This is a genomic window from Bradyrhizobium sp. ERR14 (genome assembly GCF_014198235.1).
Lineage (GTDB): Bacteria > Pseudomonadota > Alphaproteobacteria > Rhizobiales > Xanthobacteraceae > Bradyrhizobium.
This window is the reverse complement of record NZ_JACIHD010000002.1, coordinates 426246-441249: the sequence shown is the minus strand read 5'-3', so window position 1 is coordinate 441249 and position 15004 is coordinate 426246. Positions and strand designations below refer to the sequence as shown.

Sequence of the window (15004 nt, the reverse complement as noted above, 5' to 3'; positions counted from 1 at the left end):
ATGACGCGTCTTTCGCATCTCACCTTGCGCAATTTCCTAATCGCGCTCCACGACCTGCTGGCGACCGCGGCGGCGCTTTTTGCCGCCTTCTATCTGCGATTCGAGGGTGGCGACGGCTTCTTCGAGCGCCTGCCGCTGCTGTTCCAGATCCTGCCCTACTTCCTCGCCTTCAGCGTGGTCGTGTTCTTCATCTTCAACCTGACCACGACGAAATGGCGCTTCATCTCGCTGCCTGATGCGCTGAACATCATTCGCGTCTCGACCGTGCTGACGGTCGCCCTGCTGGTGCTCGACTACATCTTCGTCGCCCCCAACGTCCGCGGTGCCTTCTTCCTCGGCAAGGTGACGATCGTCCTCTACTGGTTCCTCGAGATCTCGTTCCTCAGCGCGCTGCGCATGACCTATCGTTACTTCCGCTATACGCGGGTGCGGCGTCACGCCAGGGGCGATGAGGCCGCGCCAACGCTGCTAATCGGCCGCGCCGCGGATGCGGAGGTACTCCTGCGCGGCATCGAGAGCGGGGCGATCAAGCGCATCTGGCCAGTCGGCGTGCTGTCGCCGTCGAGCTCGGATCGGGGCCAGTTCATTCGCAACGTGCCGGTGCTGGGCGGCATCGATGACGTCGAGGACGTCGTCGCCGACTTCGCCAAGCGCAATAAGCCGATCGCGCGCCTCGTCATGACGCCCTCGGCATTCGAGCCGGAAGCGCGTCCGGAATCGATCCTGATGCGGGCGCGCAAGCTGGGTATGATCGTCAACCGGATGCCCTCGCTCGAGAGCGGCGATACGCCGCGGCTCACGGCCGTCGCGGTCGAGGACCTCCTGCTGCGGCCGAGCGAGACGATCGACTATGCGCGCCTGGAAGCGCTGATCAACGGCAAGGCGGTGATCGTCACCGGCGGCGGCGGCTCGATCGGGTCGGAGATCTGCGAGCGTGTCGTCGCCTTCGGCGCCGCGCGGCTCCTGATCGTGGAAAACTCCGAGCCCGCGCTCTACGCCATCACCGAAGCGCTCGCCGCGCGAGGGGCGGCTGCCGAAGTCGAAGGGCGGATCGCCGACATCCGCGACCGCGAGCGCATCATGCGCCTGATGGCCGGGTTCAAGCCGGACATCGTGTTCCACGCCGCCGCGCTCAAGCACGTGCCGATCCTCGAACGCGACTGGAGCGAGGGCGTCAAGACCAACATCTTCGGCTCGATCAACGTTGCGGATGCCGCCGTTGCCGCCGGCGCCGAAGCCATGGTGATGATTTCGACCGACAAGGCGATCGAGCCGGTGTCGATGCTCGGCCTGACCAAGCGCTTTGCGGAGATGTACTGCCAGGCGCTGGATCACGACCTCGCAGCCGGGGCGCACGGCGCCAAGCCGCCGATGCGGCTGATCTCGGTCCGGTTCGGCAACGTGCTGGCTTCGAACGGCTCGGTGGTTCCGAAATTCAAGGCCCAGATCGAGGCCGGCGGCCCGGTGACGGTGACGCATCCCGACATGGTCCGCTACTTCATGACCATCCGCGAGGCCTGCGATCTCGTCATCACCGCGGCCACGCATGCGCTCGGAACGCACCGTCCTGACGTCTCCGTCTACGTGCTCAACATGGGCCAGCCGGTGAAGATCGTCGATCTCGCCGAGCGCATGATCCGCCTTTCCGGGCTGCAGCCCGGCTACGATATCGAGATCGTGTTCACGGGCATGCGGCCGGGCGAGCGCCTGCACGAGATCCTGTTCGCCACCGAGGAGCCGACCCGCGAGATCGGCGTTGCCGGCATCATGGCCGCGCAGCCGAACGAGCCGCCGATGCAGACGTTGCGCAAATGGATCGCGGCGCTGGAGCAGGCGATCGCACGCGACGATCGCGCCACCATCAGGACCATCCTGAAGGATGCGGTGCCCGAATTCGGGTCGACCGCGGCCTGACCATGCAGCCTCGGGGCAAGATCGTCGTCGCGAGCCAGCATTATCCGCCGGATACGAGCACGACGGCGGCGATCATGGCCGACATCGCCTGCCGTCTCGCCGCCGAGCGCGATGTCGTCGTGCTCTCGGGCTGGCCGGGCGCATTGCCGGCCTTGCAGACCGGCCCGGGCAAGCCGCGTGTCATCGCAATCAAGAACCGCATGGCGGGCAAGGCGGCGCTGGTGCGGCGCGGCGTCTCGGAGCTGCTGTTCGCGGCGCGTACGTTCTTTGCCTTGCTGCGCGAGCTTAAGGCAGGCGACGTTGTGGTCACGGTCACCGCCCCGTTCATGCTGCCTTACGCGGTGGCGGCGGCAGCCAGATTCAAGGGCGCACGCTCGGCGCTGATCATGCACGACCTCTTCCCCGACGTGCTGGTGATGGCGGGCCTGCTGAAACCGGGCTCGTTCGTGACGCGGACGATGCGCGCCGCCAACAGCCTGATGTTCCGCGCCCTCAATGCCGTCATCACCATCGGCCGCGACGCTGAGCGGCCGCTGCTGAGCTATGCCGGGATGACGCGGAACAAGATCCGTTTCATCCCGAACTGGGCGACGCTCGTGCCCGCGTCGCGGCCGGTCAATTCGGGCAACCCGTTCCGCAAGGCGCTGTCGGCGCGCTTCATTGTCGGCCTGTCGGGCAATCTCGGGTTCACCCATGATCCGGAGATCGTGTTCGAGGCGGCGCGGCTTCTGAAGGACGAGACCGACATTCACTTCCTGCTGTCCGGCTGGGGAATCGGCTTCGAACGGCTGAAGCAGTTGCAGGCGGCGGCGAACCTGCCCAATGTCTCCTTTGTCGGGCGGGTCGAGGATGCCGAGCTCGAGGCGTTCCTGGCGTCCGCCGATCTCTGGATCATTCCGTACCGGAAGGACGTGGCGGGGGTGTCGGTGCCGAGCCGGTTCTACAATCTGCTGGCGGTCGGCCGTCCCGTGGTGCTGGTGTCCGAGCCGGAGGCCGAGGCCGCCTTGACGGTGGTGGAGAACGGGCTCGGCTGGGTCGTGACGCCGGGCCGGCCGGACCAGCTCGCCGCTGCGATCCGCGCGGCGTCCCGTTCCACCGACGATGCGATGACGGAGCGCGCGGTGAGGACGGCATTGCGATTCGACCGGACGACGGCGATGAATGCCTATGCCGGTGTGATCGACGAATTGTTGCACACCCCGAACCTTTCGGAGCAACGATGAGCGAGAAGAAACCGGTGGTGCTGGTGACGGGAGCGAGCGGCTTCGTCGGCCGTCATGTCGTGCCGGCGCTCCAGCGCGAGGGATGGTCGGTCCGCCGCGCGGTTCGCCGCGCGGAAGGTGCCGACGACGAGGTCGTGATCGAAACGATCGGTCCCGAGACCGATTGGCAGGCCGCGCTGGAAGGCGTCAACGCCGTCGTTCATCTCGCCGCGCGCGTGCACCACAAGCACGAGGAGCATGCGGTCCAGCTCTACCGCAACGTCAACATCGCCGGCACGCTGCATCTGGCGCGCTGTGCGGCGACGGCCGGCGTGCGCCAGTTCGTCTTCATCAGCACCGTGCTCGTGCACGGCCGCAGCAACGAGGGCCGCGCCCCGTTCAGCGAGAGCGACATCCTGACGCCGCGCGGCCTCTACGGCATGTCCAAGGCTGCGGCCGAAGCGGGCTTGAGGACGCTGGCGCGCGACAACGACATGAAGATCTCGGTGATCCGGCCGCCGCTGGTCTATGGCGCCGGCGCCAAGGGCAATTTTGCGCTGCTGACGCGCGCGGTCCAGCTCGGGCTGCCGCTGCCCGTTGCCGCGATCCGCAATCACCGCGCCTTCCTTGCCGTGCAGAACCTGTCCTCGTTTATCCTGCGCCGGCTCGGCCATCCCGATCCCACCAGCAATTTCGAGATCTTCCTCGTCGCCGACAGGGAGCAGGTCTCGACGCCCGAATTCATCACCCGTCTGGCCGAAGCGTCCGGCAAGAACCTGCGACTGTTCGGTGTGCCGCCGGGCCTGCTCAGCACGCTGCTCAATGTCATGGGCCGGCAGGATACGCATGACAGCCTGATCGGCTCGCTCGAGCTCAACATCTCCAAGGCGCTCGCGACCGGTTGGCAGCCGCAGGTCTCCCTCGACGAGGGGTTGCGGCTGGCGCTGTCGGCTCAGGATGCCTGAGGGCGGGAAAAGCGCCGCAGCACGAAGGCGACCCCGAGCGCGCCTGCGATCACGGAGACGATCGTGACGGTCGTCGAGCCGGCGCGAACGCTGACGATGGCAAGCAATGCCAGCACGAGATTGAGTGCGAACACCTCGCCGATCACCTGCTTGACCGTGAAGCCATTGTCGGTGGCGCGCTGATAGAAGTGCGTGCGGTGTGCCGACCAGAATGGTTCGCGCCGCGCGATGCGCCGAAACAGCGTGATGGTGGAATCCGCAAGATAATAGGCCGGCAGCAGCAGCGCCGCGGCGGGCTGTCCGTGCCAGGCGAGCTCCAGCAGGCACCAGCCGAGCAAGAGGCCGATCGGCAGGCTGCCGACATCGCCCAGGAAGACCTTTGCGGCGGGACGGTTGAACGGCGCAAAGCCGAGCATGGCTCCGCACAGCGCGGTGGCGAGCAGCGCCGCGGACGGCGAGAGGTCGCCATACCATCCGAGCAATCCGAGCGCGGCCGTGACAGGCACCACCTCCGCCACGGTCATCAGGTCGAGCCCGTCCATGAAATTGACGAGGTTCACGAACCAGATGCCGGCGAGCAGGATGAGGCCGCGCTCGAGCGCGAGCGGCAGCGCCGGCACGATGCGCGCGGTCTCCGGTGTCGTGAAGACGACGGCGGCCACGGCTCCCGCCTGCAGCACGAGGCGGAGCAGCACGGGCAGGGGCCTGATGTCGTCGACGAGCCCGACCATCGCGATCACGACGGCGGAGCCGATCAGAGGCAAGGGAATCGCGCCGTAGGTCCAGGCCGCCCAGGACGCAGCCACCAGCAGCGTGGCCGCGACAACCGCGATGCCCGCACCCTGCGGGGTCGGAATCTTGTGCGACGAGCGTGCGTTCGGACGCGCCAGTGCATAACGCTGCAGCAGCGGCATGCTCTGCCAGGTGACGCAGGCCGAGATCAGTGCAGCCAGCACGGCCGGCGCAAGCGCGAACAGCACCAGCCCGGCCGCAAGGTCCGGACCCGCGACGAGGGTCGTCACTCCGGTACTCCGATCGGCTTCGACCCCTGCGCGGCTTTCTCCGCGCTGAGGATCCAGACCAGGCCGCCGAACGCACCGACGATGAAGGACACGGCGCCGAACAGCAGCGAGACGTTGACGCCCTCGTTGGCGGCCAAGCCGGCGAAGCCGAACGCCAGGCCCATCGTGGCTTCACGCACGCCCCAGCCGGCAATCGAGATCGGCATCATCGTGATCAGCATCACGGGCGGCACCAGCAGGAAGACGTCGCTGAAGCGAACCGGGGCCGCAATCGACTGCACGACGCACCAGGCGATGACGACGGCGAGCACGTGAACGAGCACCGACAGGATTGCGATGATCGGTCCGCGGCTGCGGCTGAAGATCACGCGGTTCGCGATCACGGCACAGGCGTGAATGTGATGCGTGGCCCACCAGGTCTTCAGCCAGCGCCATTTCAGCGCGCCGAAAACCAGGAAGCCGAGGCCGCCGGCGAGCGCCAGGAAATCGATGAGCAGCAGCGCCGAGCGCCCGTGCGGATCGGTGATGAGGGTGTAGCTCCAGGGCAGGCTCGCGACGATGAGAATCGCGAGCGCGATCAAGCCGATCGCGCGGTCGACGAAGATCGAATAGGTTGCCGCACGCCAGCCGGCGCCGGCGCGCGCCACCAGCCAGAGCCGGACCGCGTCGCCGCCGATCGCCGACGGCAGGGTCTGGTTGAAGAAGGAGCCGATCACGTTGTAGCGCATGGCGCGGCCGAGCTCGAGCGGCGCGCCGCAGACGGCGCTGATCTCGCGCCAGCGCAGCACGCCGACGAAGATCTGCAGGAAGGTGACCGCGATCGCGGCGCCGATCCAGAACAGGCTGGTCACGGTGAAGCGCGAAAACAATTCGGACAGATCGACCTTGCGCAGCGCCAGATAGAGCAGCGCCGCGGAAATCACGATTTTGGCCGTCGACAGCAGGATTCGGCGCATCTCGCCCGCATGAACAGGGTTTGCGAAGATTTGAGGCAACCCGACGCGAGCGCCGAATTCGGCCGCTTTGGTATGGTTTTGGCGCCGATCTTGCAATAGCCCTCGTGAGGCTCTCGTGAGCCCTCGTGGGGGGCATTATGGAGCGCATACAGTGGGCCTATTGCGATCACCTTGAGGTGACGGCTAAACAGGATCGGGCTAGGGATCCCCAGGGAACAGGATGACGGATCAGGCGATTTTGGTCACCGGGGCCGCCGGCTTCATCGGCTTTCACGTCGCCCGGCAGCTCCTGGGCGAAGGCCGCGCCGTCGTCGGGCTCGACAATCTCAACGCCTATTACGATCCGGCACTGAAGCGGGCGCGCCTGGCACTGTTGCAGAGCGAGCCCCGCTTCTCCTTCGTCGAGGCCGATCTTGCCGACCGCGAGACGATGGCGGCGCTGTTTGCGCAACATCGTTTTACGGAGGTCGTGCATATGGCGGCGCAGGCCGGCGTGCGCTACTCGATCGAGCAGCCGCACGCTTATGCCGATTCCAATCTGGTGGGCTTTCTCAACGTGCTCGAAGGCTGCCGCAACAGCGGCTGTCGTCATCTCGTTTACGCCTCGTCATCCTCCGTTTATGGCGCCAACACAAAATTGCCATTTGCGGTTGCGGACCGGACCGACCATCCCGTGAGCTTCTACGCCGCGACCAAGAAGGCGAACGAGGTGATGGCGCAGTCCTACAGCCATCTCTATCGCCTGCCGGTCACGGGCCTGCGCTTCTTTACCATTTACGGGCCATGGGGACGGCCCGACATGGCCATGTTTCTGTTCGTAAACGCCATCATGGCGGGCAAGCCGATCCGGCTGTTTAACCATGGCCGAATGCGTCGCGACTTCACCTATGTTGATGATGTCACACGTGTAGTATCCAAGCTGATCGATCTTGTGCCTGCGGACGATCCGGCTGCCGCAAATGCGCCGTTTAAGCTCTACAATGTCGGCAATCACCATCCGGAGGAACTGATGCACGTCGTCGGTCTTCTGGAGCGGGAGCTGGGCCGGACGGCGATCAAAGAATTGCTACCGATGCAGCCGGGAGATGTGCTGGAAACGTTCGCGGATGTCGAGGATCTGATGCGCGACACCGGCTTTGCACCGTCAACGCCGATCGAGCATGGGGTCCATAATTTTGTCACCTGGTATCGGGACTACTTCAAGGTTTGAGATGACGATGGACAAACGCATTATCCCCCTGATCATGTGCGGCGGTGCCGGCACGCGGCTGTGGCCGGCTTCGCGCGAGGTGCGGCCAAAACAGTTCCTGCCGCTGTTCGGCACGCGCTCGACTTTCCAGGACACGCTGCTGCGCGTTTCCGATCCCTCCCTGTTCGACCGGCCGATCGTCATCACCAATGCGTCCTATCGCTTCATGGTGCTGGAGCAGCTCGCCGAGATCGGCATCGAGGCCGACGTGATCCTCGAGCCGATGCGGCGCGATTCAGGACCTGCGATCGCGGCCGGCGCCGTGTTCGCGCAGAACCGCGCCAGTGAAGCCATCGTGCTCGCGCTCGCCGCCGACCACGTCGTGCAGGACAATGCCGCTTTCGTTGCCGCATGCCGCGAGGGCCGTAACGCCGCGAGCACCGGGCGCATCGTCACCTTCGGCGTCAAGCCGGAGCGGCCGGCGACCGAATACGGCTATATCAACCCGGGCGAGGTGATCTCCGGCGAGGTGCATGCGGTCGCGCGCTTCGTCGAGAAGCCGGACGCGGTGAAGGCCTCCGACTACGTCAATTCGGGCTATCTCTGGAACAGCGGCAACTTCATGTTCCCGGCCAGCGTGCTGCTCGACGAGTATCGCAGGGTCGATGCAGGAAGCGTCGAGGCCGTCACCAACGCGGTCAACAATGCCGGCCGCGATCTCAGCTTCGTCACGCTGGAGCCCGAGGCGTTCGGCGCGGCCAAGGCGATCTCGATCGACTATGCCGTGATGGAGAAGACCTCGCGCGCCGCGGTCGTGCCGGTGTCATGCGGCTGGTCCGACGTCGGCTCCTGGCACGCGGTGTGGGAGCTCTCCGACAAGGACGCGCAGGGCAATGCGTCGCACGGCGCTGCGGTGTTCGAAGACTCCCGCAACTGCAACGTCACCACCGACCAGGCGCTGGTCGCGCTCGAGGGCGTCGACGATCTCGTCGTGGTCGCGACCGCGGATGCGGTGCTGGTCTCGCGCCAGAAGGATGCCAACGGCCTGAAGCGTCTCGTCACCAAGTTGAAGGCGGTCGCGCCGAAGGTCACCGAGGAGCATCTCAAGGTGCATCGGCCCTGGGGCAGCTATCAGTCCGTCGACAATGGCGAGCGCCACCAGGTCAAGCGCATCGTGGTGAAGCCGGGCGGGCGGCTGTCGCTGCAGAAGCACCATCATCGCGCAGAGCACTGGATCGTGGTCCGCGGCGCCGCCCGCGTCACCGTCAACGAGGCCGTGAAGACGGTGCACGAGAACGAGTCGATCTACATCCCGATGGGCGCCGTCCATCGGATGGAGAACCCCGGTAAAATCATGCTGGAACTGATCGAGGTCCAGACTGGAAGCTATCTCGGGGAAGACGACATCATCCGGATTGAAGACGACTATCAAAGGTCGTAACCAGCAAACTCCGAATCACGTGACCCGGGCCAAAGACGCGATATTTTTCGGCTTAAGGCCCGGGGAACGTGTAACTTTTTGAATCAAATCGTGTCCGGGCCGCCAAGGCGGCATTCGCCACAAATGTGGCGTCCGTGCTAGAAGCGCGCCGGGGATTTGCGTTGAATCGGGGTTTACTCAGATGAGTTCCAAAGGGTCTGCACCGGCAAAGGCCGGCTTGCGCGTCGGCGTCATTGGCGCTGGCGTGATGGGGAGCAACCACGCGCGCGTGCTTGCGGGTCTTCCCGGCGTCAGCCTCGTCGGCGTCGTCGATCCTTCGCCGGCACATCGCACACGCGCGACGGAACTTGCCAATTGCGCAAGCTTCGAGACGCTCGACCAGCTCTTCGCCGAAGGCGTCGACGCCGTCACCATCGCAGCTCCCACCCATCTGCATCACGAGGTCGCGCTCGCCTGCATCGCCAGGAACATTCATGTTCTGGTCGAGAAGCCGATCGCATCCACGGTGGAGGAGGGCCGCGAGATCGTCGCTGCCGCGCAAAAGGCCGGCGTCACGCTGATGGTCGGCCATGTTGAGCGCTTCAATCCGGCGGTTGCCGCCGTCAAGCAGGCGATCGCGGGCGAAGACATTCTTTCCATCGCGATCACGCGCGTCGGCCCGTTTCCGCCGCGCATGTCCAATGTCGGCGTCGTCATCGACCTCGCCGTGCACGACATCGACCTGATCCGCTGGTTCACCGAATCCGACATCGTCGAGGTGCAGCCGCAATTGTCGAGCGCGGTCGCCGAGCGCGAGGACATCGCGCTGCTGCAGTTCCGCACCGAGAGCGGCGTGCTCGCCCACATCAACACCAACTGGCTGACGCCGTTCAAGGCGCGCAGCGTCACGGTCGCGACCCGCGGCAAATACGTGATGGGCGATCTGCTCACGCGCCAGGTCACCGAGTGCTTCGGCTTCAAGCCGGACGGCAGCTATTCGATGCGGCATCTGCCGGTCGGACACGACGAGCCGCTCCGCGCCGAGCTGATCGCGTTCCTCAAGGCGGTGCGCAACGGCGAGACGCCGGCGGTCACCGGTGACGAGGGCGTCGCCAGCCTCGAGATCGCGACGCAGTGCCTGGAGACGCCGTCACGGCCCGCGGCCAAATCGCCCGCCCTCAAGGGCCCGCGCCGCGTCGCCGGCTGAACCCTTCGTCCATGTCGACCATTCAAGAAGGCGCCAAGAGCCAGGTCATGAACCAGCATCTGCGTTCCGAACCCATTCCCTTCATCGACGTCGCCTCGCAGCGCCGCCGGCTCGGCGCTTCGCTGGATGCCGCGGTCAAGCGCGTTCTCGACCACTGCCAGTTCGTCAATGGCCCTGAAGTCGCCGAGCTCGAGAAGCAGCTCGCGACTTATAGCGGTGCCAAGCACGTGATCGGCTGCGCCAGCGGCACCGACGCGCTTCTCATGGTGCTGATGGCAAAGAACGTCGGCCCCGGCGATGCCGTGCTGTGTCCGTCCTTCACCTTCATCGCGACCGCGTCGCCGGCGGCACGGATGGGCGCGACCCCTGTCTACGTCGATGTCGACGAGACGACCTTCAACATGAGCCCGGAGTCGCTCAAGCGCGGCATCGCAACCGCCCGCAAGGCCGGCCTGAAGCCGGTTGCGGTCATTCCGGTCGATCTGTTCGGCCAGCCCGCCGACCACGATGCCATCGCCGAGATCGCCAGGGCCGAAGGCCTGTTCGTGATCGACGACGCCGCGCAAGGGTTCGGTGCGAGCTACAGGGGCCGCAAGCTCGGCACCTTCGGGCTCGCCACCACGACCAGCTTCTTCCCCGCAAAGCCGCTCGGCTGCTTCGGCGACGGCGGCGCGATCTTCACCGATGACGACGATCTCGCGGCCACCTTGCGCAGCATCCGCGTGCACGGGCAGGGCGTCGACAAATACGACAACGTCCGCCTCGGCCTGACCGGCCGGCTCGACACCATGCAGGCCGCGATCCTGATCGAGAAGCTGAAGATCTTCGACGACGAGATCGCCGCCCGCAACAAGGTCGCCGAGCGCTACGCGCGGGGCCTGAGCAACGTCGTGACCGTGCCGCGCCTGGCACCCGGCAACACCTCGGTCTGGGCGCAGTACACGATCCGCCTCCCTGAGGGCACCGACCGCGACGGCTTCGCTGCCGCGCTGAAAGCCCAGGGCGTGCCGACCGCGATCTATTACGGCAAGTCGATGCATCAGCAGACCGCCTACAAGCAATATCCGGTCGCCGAGGGCGGCCTGCCCGGTTGCGAGAGCCTGTCGCAGGACGTCATTAGCCTGCCGATGCACGCCTATCTGACCGAAGCCGATCAGGAGCGAATCATCGCCGCCGTCCGCGGCGCGATTGCGGGCTGATCGCTTACCCTCTCCCCCTGTGGGAGAGGGTGGCTCGCCGCATAGCGGCGAGACGGGTGAGGGGTCTCTCTCCACGCGGTATGCGCTGAGAGATACCCCTCACCCGATTGAGTTTGCATCTACCAGCCTCGCTGCCCTCTCCCACAAGGGGAGAGGGCACGGCAATGCGCATCGCAGGCCGAGCGCCCGTCTTTTTTGATCACGTCAAACTTCAAAGCCTTATCGTTAGGCTGATTAGTCTCTAAAACAGACGCATGCTCGGACGCATCTTCACAGTCGGCGGATACACGCTGCTCTCGCGGCTGACGGGGTTTGCCCGCGACATCATGCTCGCGGCGATCCTCGGCGCCGGCCCCGTGGCCGATGCCTTTTTCGTCGCGCTGCGGCTGCCCAATCATTTTCGCGCGATCTTCGCCGAGGGCGCCTTCAACGCCGCCTGGGTGCCGGCCTATGCGCATGTCCATGGCGAGAAGGGCGCGGCGGCGGCGCGCCTGTTCGCCGACCGCATCTTCACGCTGCTGCTGGCCTCGCAGGTGGTGCTGTTGATCGTCGCCTGGCTGTTCATGCCGCAGGCCATGAGCATCCTGGCGCCGGGCTTTTCTGAGGACGCCGAGCAGCGCAAGCTCGCGATCGAGCTGACCCGGATCACCTTTCCCTATCTCCTGCTGATCACGCTGGTGACGCTCTACGGCGGCATGCTCAACGTGATGCAGCGCTTTGCCAGCGCCGCGGCGGCCTCGATCTTCCTGAACGTTTCGATGATGATGACGCTGGCGGTCGCCGTCTGGTTTCCGAGCGCGGGCCATGCGGCCGCCTGGGGCGTCCTGATCTCCGGTTTCCTGCAATATTTCCTGCTCGCCGGCGATCTCGCCCGCCATGGCGGCCTGCCGCGGTTTGCGCCGCTCAAGCTCGACGAAGACGTCCGCGGCTTCTTCAAGGCACTCGGCCCCGCGACGCTGGGCTCGATGGGCACGCAGGTGGCGCTGTTCGCCGACACCATCATCGCGACCTTTCTGCCGGCCGGCGCGCTGTCGGCGCTCTATTACGCCGATCGGCTCAACCAGCTTCCGATTGGCGTGATCGGCATCGCCATCGGCACCGTGCTGCTGCCGGAGATGTCGCGGCGGATCACCGCCAACGACCATGACGGTGCGATGAAGGCGCAACGCCGCGCTTTCGATTTCACGCTGCTGTTCTCGGTCCCGTTCGTGGCCGCGTTCCTCACCGTGCCCGACGAGATCATGCGCGCGCTGTTCGCGCGCGGCGCGTTCTCCAAGGCCGATGCGGTCGCCGCCGGCGGCACGCTCGCGGCCTACGCCATCGGCCTGATCCCGTTCGTGCTGATCCGCAGCGCGGTTGCGACCTTCTATGCGCGCAAGGATACGGCGACGCCGGTGCGGGCGTCGCTGACCGGCATCGCCGTCAACGTCGCGCTGAAGTTCGCCTTGATGGGGACGCTCGCGCAGATCGGACTTGCGCTCGCCACCGCCATCGGCGTCTGGACCAATCTGCTGCTGGTGCTGTTCTTCGCCGTGCGGCGCGGCTTTCTCGTGCTCGACCGCGCCTGGCTGATGTCGCTGGCCAAATTTCTGCTGACAGGGGTCATTCTCGCCGCCGCCTTCTGGCTGATCGCGCACTTCAGCGCTTCAGCTCTCGCCTCGATGCGCTTCCACGACGAGTTGACACTGGTCCTACTGGCCGTCGGTGGCACGATCGTCTACGCGCTTGCGATCCTCATCCTGTTCGGCCGCAGCTGGCTGGTCTCGCTGGTGCGCGGCTAGGCGTGTGCCGAAAGCCAACACGCCTAGCCCGCCGTCACCGCGCCGAAGAATCGCTTTGAACGCGGCCAACGCCGTGAGCGGATGGACCGTTTGTTGGGCCTCGGATGCACCAGGGGTCTACAGTGCGTCATGCCCCGCGGGGCGGCCTTCATGCGGTTCGCCAATCGTGATACGATATTCAGGTGCCGTCCTCAGGTAGCACGCGATGAGGCAGTGACCATGTCATTTCGCTCTCCCTGGTCCACATCTCGGATCGACCAGTTCGCCACCAGCAATGCCGACCTGCTGATCCTGATCGGCCGCATCCTGCTTGCATGGGTGTTTGTTGGAAGCGTGTATGGAGCACTTTCCAACTTCAGTGGCTCAGTGGGCTATTTTCGGTCGCTCAACCTTCCAGTGCCGCAGCTGTTCACGACGACCACCGTCATCCTGGAAATACTAATATCGGTTGGTTTGATACTCGGCATTGGTACGCGCTACTGCGCAATTTTGATCTTTCTGTTTGTATTGTCGGCGACTGCAATCGCACATCGTTACTGGGAATATCCCGCCGGTCCGCAACAGATCGGGCAGTACAATAATTTCCTGAAGAACATCTCGATATCAGGAGGCGCTCTGTTGATCCTGGTCACCGGAGGAGGCCGGTTCTCCCTCGATCGGAGGTTGGCAGGCTAAGCAGCGTTGTTCGTTTCAGCCGTTTCCTCAGCCTGATAGCCAATAACTTGCTTCGAGTGAGCATCGTCGGCCCCAGTAGGGTTGCGAGAGGTTGCAGCCGCACGATGTGCCGCTTGGCCGTTCGTCTTGACGCCATCAACGCGAGGCGCAGCTCTGCCAGCTCGGCAGCTGCCAAGCCGTGCCTTTGCGGCCGTTACTACGTCACTTCGCCTTGTGCCTGAAAGCAACTTCGAGCAGATGGCTGACGAGATTTGAGAGCGGCTTCAGGCGCTCGCTTATTATCCTGAAGGAAAGCATCAGCCACGTCGCGAGCGCGGCACACCACAACAGGATTTCCAATGTTTCGGGCATGAGGACACCCATCAAAGCAATTACTGGAAATCCAAGCAGTGTTGCCGATCTGAACCCACCCGACAAGTCCTCCTAAAAGTGGCAAGATGCTGAAACACTCGGAAGAACCGTTAGCTCGCCATGACATCGCCTAAGCACGGCGTCTGAGTGTACGCCGGGAAGCTGGACCATTCTGCTGCTGGTGCTCTTCTTTGCCGCGCGGCGCGGCTTTCTCGTGCTTGACCGTGCCTGGCTGATGTCGCTCGCCAAATTCCTGCTGACCGGGATCATCCTCGCCGCATCGTTCTGGCTAATTGCGCGCTTCAGCGGTTCAGCTTTCGCCTCGATGCATTTACATGATGAGTTGAGGCTCGTCCTGCTCGCCGTCGGCGGCACGATTGTTCATGCTCTCGCGATCTCATCCTGTTGGCCGCAGCTGGCTTGTCTCGCTCGTGCGCGGCTAGGCAAGCAGGTGCTCGCCCCCAGGATGCAACGGACATCGGCACATCTCTTGATTTTGCGCGATTGGCGTGCTAAACGCGCTGCATGATTAAATGCTCGCGCACCGTCAACCGCAACCACATGACCCGCTTCGGCTGGGCCGTGGAAGGAGTCGTGCGCTAGCAATTCGATGACGACATCTTTTCCACCAGGCCCCGCCGGCATCGGACGGGGCCTTTTGTTTGGCCACGCTCCCTGCCGGCTCAACAGCAGGAGCATCCGATGCCACCACAACAGACCAACATCACAGCCGCGACGGAGGTCGACGCCGCAAGGCGTGGCCTCGACCTCTCCATCGTCCAGAGCCTACTCAGGCGATACTGGCGGGCGTTTCAGGATTGGCGGCCGCGCGCAGGGGTCGCCTTGCAGGACCTCAGCGACAGGGAGCTGATGGATATCGGCTTGACGCGCGGCGAGATCGACCGCATCGCGCCTGAACGCGCCATTGACAGACTGAGAGATAGCACGAGGACTCTGTGGGGCCGCGGCGGGATGTAAATGATCAACCACGCGACGTGGACACGCGCTTTGCGAACAAGCGGCGGTAAGCACCACTGCTTGTTTTCGGGCGCGCGTTTGTGGTGCAAGTTCGGTAACGATCCTGCCGTCGTGCCGCCTCGCCGGGACCATGTGCGCCGAGGCC

Annotated in this window: 14 protein-coding genes; 11 read left to right on the top strand and 3 right to left on the bottom strand. The window is 64.8% G+C overall.

The annotated features are described in order from the left end of the window. From GGD62_RS08305 to GGD62_RS08295, 3 genes are read left to right on the top strand one after another with little or no spacing between them, the layout of a single operon-like run. Complete coding sequence (locus GGD62_RS08305) at window positions 1–1914, top strand: SDR family NAD(P)-dependent oxidoreductase (RefSeq protein WP_183707949.1); 1914 nt, start codon at window positions 1–3, stop codon at window positions 1912–1914. 2 nt (window positions 1915–1916) lie between these two features. Beyond that, entirely contained in the window at window positions 1917–3137 is a 1221-nt protein-coding gene (locus GGD62_RS08300; RefSeq protein WP_183707948.1) for a glycosyltransferase family 4 protein, read from the top strand. After that, complete coding sequence (locus GGD62_RS08295) at window positions 3134–4081, top strand: NAD-dependent epimerase/dehydratase family protein (RefSeq protein WP_018317385.1); 948 nt, start codon at window positions 3134–3136, stop codon at window positions 4079–4081. Before GGD62_RS08300 ends, GGD62_RS08295 begins: the two co-directional genes overlap by 4 nt. Here GGD62_RS08295 and GGD62_RS08290 read toward each other — a convergent pair. Then, on the bottom strand, window positions 4069–5103 hold the full coding sequence (locus GGD62_RS08290; protein ID WP_409333935.1) for an MraY family glycosyltransferase: 1035 nt from the start codon (window positions 5101–5103) through the stop codon (window positions 4069–4071). The genes GGD62_RS08295 and GGD62_RS08290 overlap by 13 nt on opposite strands. Next, window positions 5100–6059 carry a lysylphosphatidylglycerol synthase transmembrane domain-containing protein gene (locus GGD62_RS08285; protein ID WP_018317383.1) on the bottom strand — a complete coding sequence of 320 codons (960 nt, stop codon included), beginning with the start codon at window positions 6057–6059 and terminating at the stop codon, window positions 5100–5102. Before GGD62_RS08285 ends, GGD62_RS08290 begins: the two co-directional genes overlap by 4 nt. Window positions 6060–6279: 220 nt before the next feature. Here GGD62_RS08285 and GGD62_RS08280 point away from each other — a divergent pair, with 220 nt between their 5' ends. From GGD62_RS08280 to GGD62_RS08255, 6 genes are all read left to right on the top strand, one after another. Beyond that, on the top strand, window positions 6280–7269 hold the full coding sequence (locus tag GGD62_RS08280; RefSeq protein WP_183707946.1) for an NAD-dependent epimerase: 990 nt from the start codon (window positions 6280–6282) through the stop codon (window positions 7267–7269). A gap of 7 nt (window positions 7270–7276) precedes the next feature. After that, window positions 7277–8689, top strand: coding sequence for a mannose-1-phosphate guanylyltransferase/mannose-6-phosphate isomerase (locus tag GGD62_RS08275; protein WP_183707944.1), 1413 nt, complete (start codon window positions 7277–7279; stop codon window positions 8687–8689). Window positions 8690–8870: 181 nt separating this feature from the next. Next, window positions 8871–9875, top strand: coding sequence for a Gfo/Idh/MocA family protein (locus GGD62_RS08270; RefSeq protein WP_018317380.1), 1005 nt, complete (start codon window positions 8871–8873; stop codon window positions 9873–9875). An 11-nt stretch (window positions 9876–9886) separates the two neighbouring features. Next, the gene (locus tag GGD62_RS08265; RefSeq protein ID WP_283806128.1) at window positions 9887–11074 is read left to right on the top strand and encodes a DegT/DnrJ/EryC1/StrS aminotransferase family protein; all 1188 of its coding nucleotides are present in this window, start codon (window positions 9887–9889) and stop codon (window positions 11072–11074) included. A gap of 254 nt (window positions 11075–11328) precedes the next feature. Continuing rightward, complete coding sequence (gene murJ / locus GGD62_RS08260; protein WP_183707942.1) at window positions 11329–12855, top strand: murein biosynthesis integral membrane protein MurJ; 1527 nt, start codon at window positions 11329–11331, stop codon at window positions 12853–12855. 219 nt (window positions 12856–13074) lie between these two features. Beyond that, on the top strand, window positions 13075–13530 hold the full coding sequence (locus tag GGD62_RS08255) for a DoxX family protein (RefSeq protein ID WP_092261218.1): 456 nt from the start codon (window positions 13075–13077) through the stop codon (window positions 13528–13530). Between the two features lie 201 nt (window positions 13531–13731). Here the strand turns inward: GGD62_RS08255 and GGD62_RS08250 are convergent, their stop codons facing one another. Next, window positions 13732–13881: a hypothetical protein gene (locus tag GGD62_RS08250; protein ID WP_177237325.1), complete on the bottom strand. Its 150-nt coding sequence runs from the start codon at window positions 13879–13881 to the stop codon at window positions 13732–13734. A gap of 181 nt (window positions 13882–14062) precedes the next feature. On the opposite strand from GGD62_RS08250, the gene GGD62_RS08245 reads away from it, so the two are divergent. After that, window positions 14063–14410 carry a hypothetical protein gene (locus GGD62_RS08245; protein ID WP_246800013.1) on the top strand — a complete coding sequence of 116 codons (348 nt, stop codon included), beginning with the start codon at window positions 14063–14065 and terminating at the stop codon, window positions 14408–14410. 173 nt (window positions 14411–14583) lie between these two features. After that, a complete protein-coding gene (locus GGD62_RS08240; RefSeq protein ID WP_183235448.1) occupies window positions 14584–14859 on the top strand; it encodes a DUF1127 domain-containing protein in 276 nt (91 codons plus the stop codon). Window positions 14860–15004 lie beyond the last annotated feature (145 nt).

Coding starts and splice junctions, on each gene's coding strand:
- GGD62_RS08305 (WP_183707949.1), top strand. CDS start 1: ATGACGCGTCTTTCGCATCTCACCTTGCGCAATTTCCTAATCGCGCTC.
- GGD62_RS08300 (WP_183707948.1), top strand. CDS start 1,917: ATGCAGCCTCGGGGCAAGATCGTCGTCGCGAGCCAGCATTATCCGCCG.
- GGD62_RS08295 (WP_018317385.1), top strand. CDS start 3,134: ATGAGCGAGAAGAAACCGGTGGTGCTGGTGACGGGAGCGAGCGGCTTC.
- GGD62_RS08285 (WP_018317383.1), bottom strand. CDS start 6,059: ATGCGCCGAATCCTGCTGTCGACGGCCAAAATCGTGATTTCCGCGGCG.
- GGD62_RS08280 (WP_183707946.1), top strand. CDS start 6,280: ATGACGGATCAGGCGATTTTGGTCACCGGGGCCGCCGGCTTCATCGGC.
- GGD62_RS08275 (WP_183707944.1), top strand. CDS start 7,277: ATGGACAAACGCATTATCCCCCTGATCATGTGCGGCGGTGCCGGCACG.
- GGD62_RS08270 (WP_018317380.1), top strand. CDS start 8,871: ATGAGTTCCAAAGGGTCTGCACCGGCAAAGGCCGGCTTGCGCGTCGGC.
- GGD62_RS08265 (WP_283806128.1), top strand. CDS start 9,887: ATGTCGACCATTCAAGAAGGCGCCAAGAGCCAGGTCATGAACCAGCAT.
- murJ (WP_183707942.1), top strand. CDS start 11,329: ATGCTCGGACGCATCTTCACAGTCGGCGGATACACGCTGCTCTCGCGG.
- GGD62_RS08255 (WP_092261218.1), top strand. CDS start 13,075: ATGTCATTTCGCTCTCCCTGGTCCACATCTCGGATCGACCAGTTCGCC.
- GGD62_RS08250 (WP_177237325.1), bottom strand. CDS start 13,881: ATGCCCGAAACATTGGAAATCCTGTTGTGGTGTGCCGCGCTCGCGACG.
- GGD62_RS08240 (WP_183235448.1), top strand. CDS start 14,584: ATGCCACCACAACAGACCAACATCACAGCCGCGACGGAGGTCGACGCC.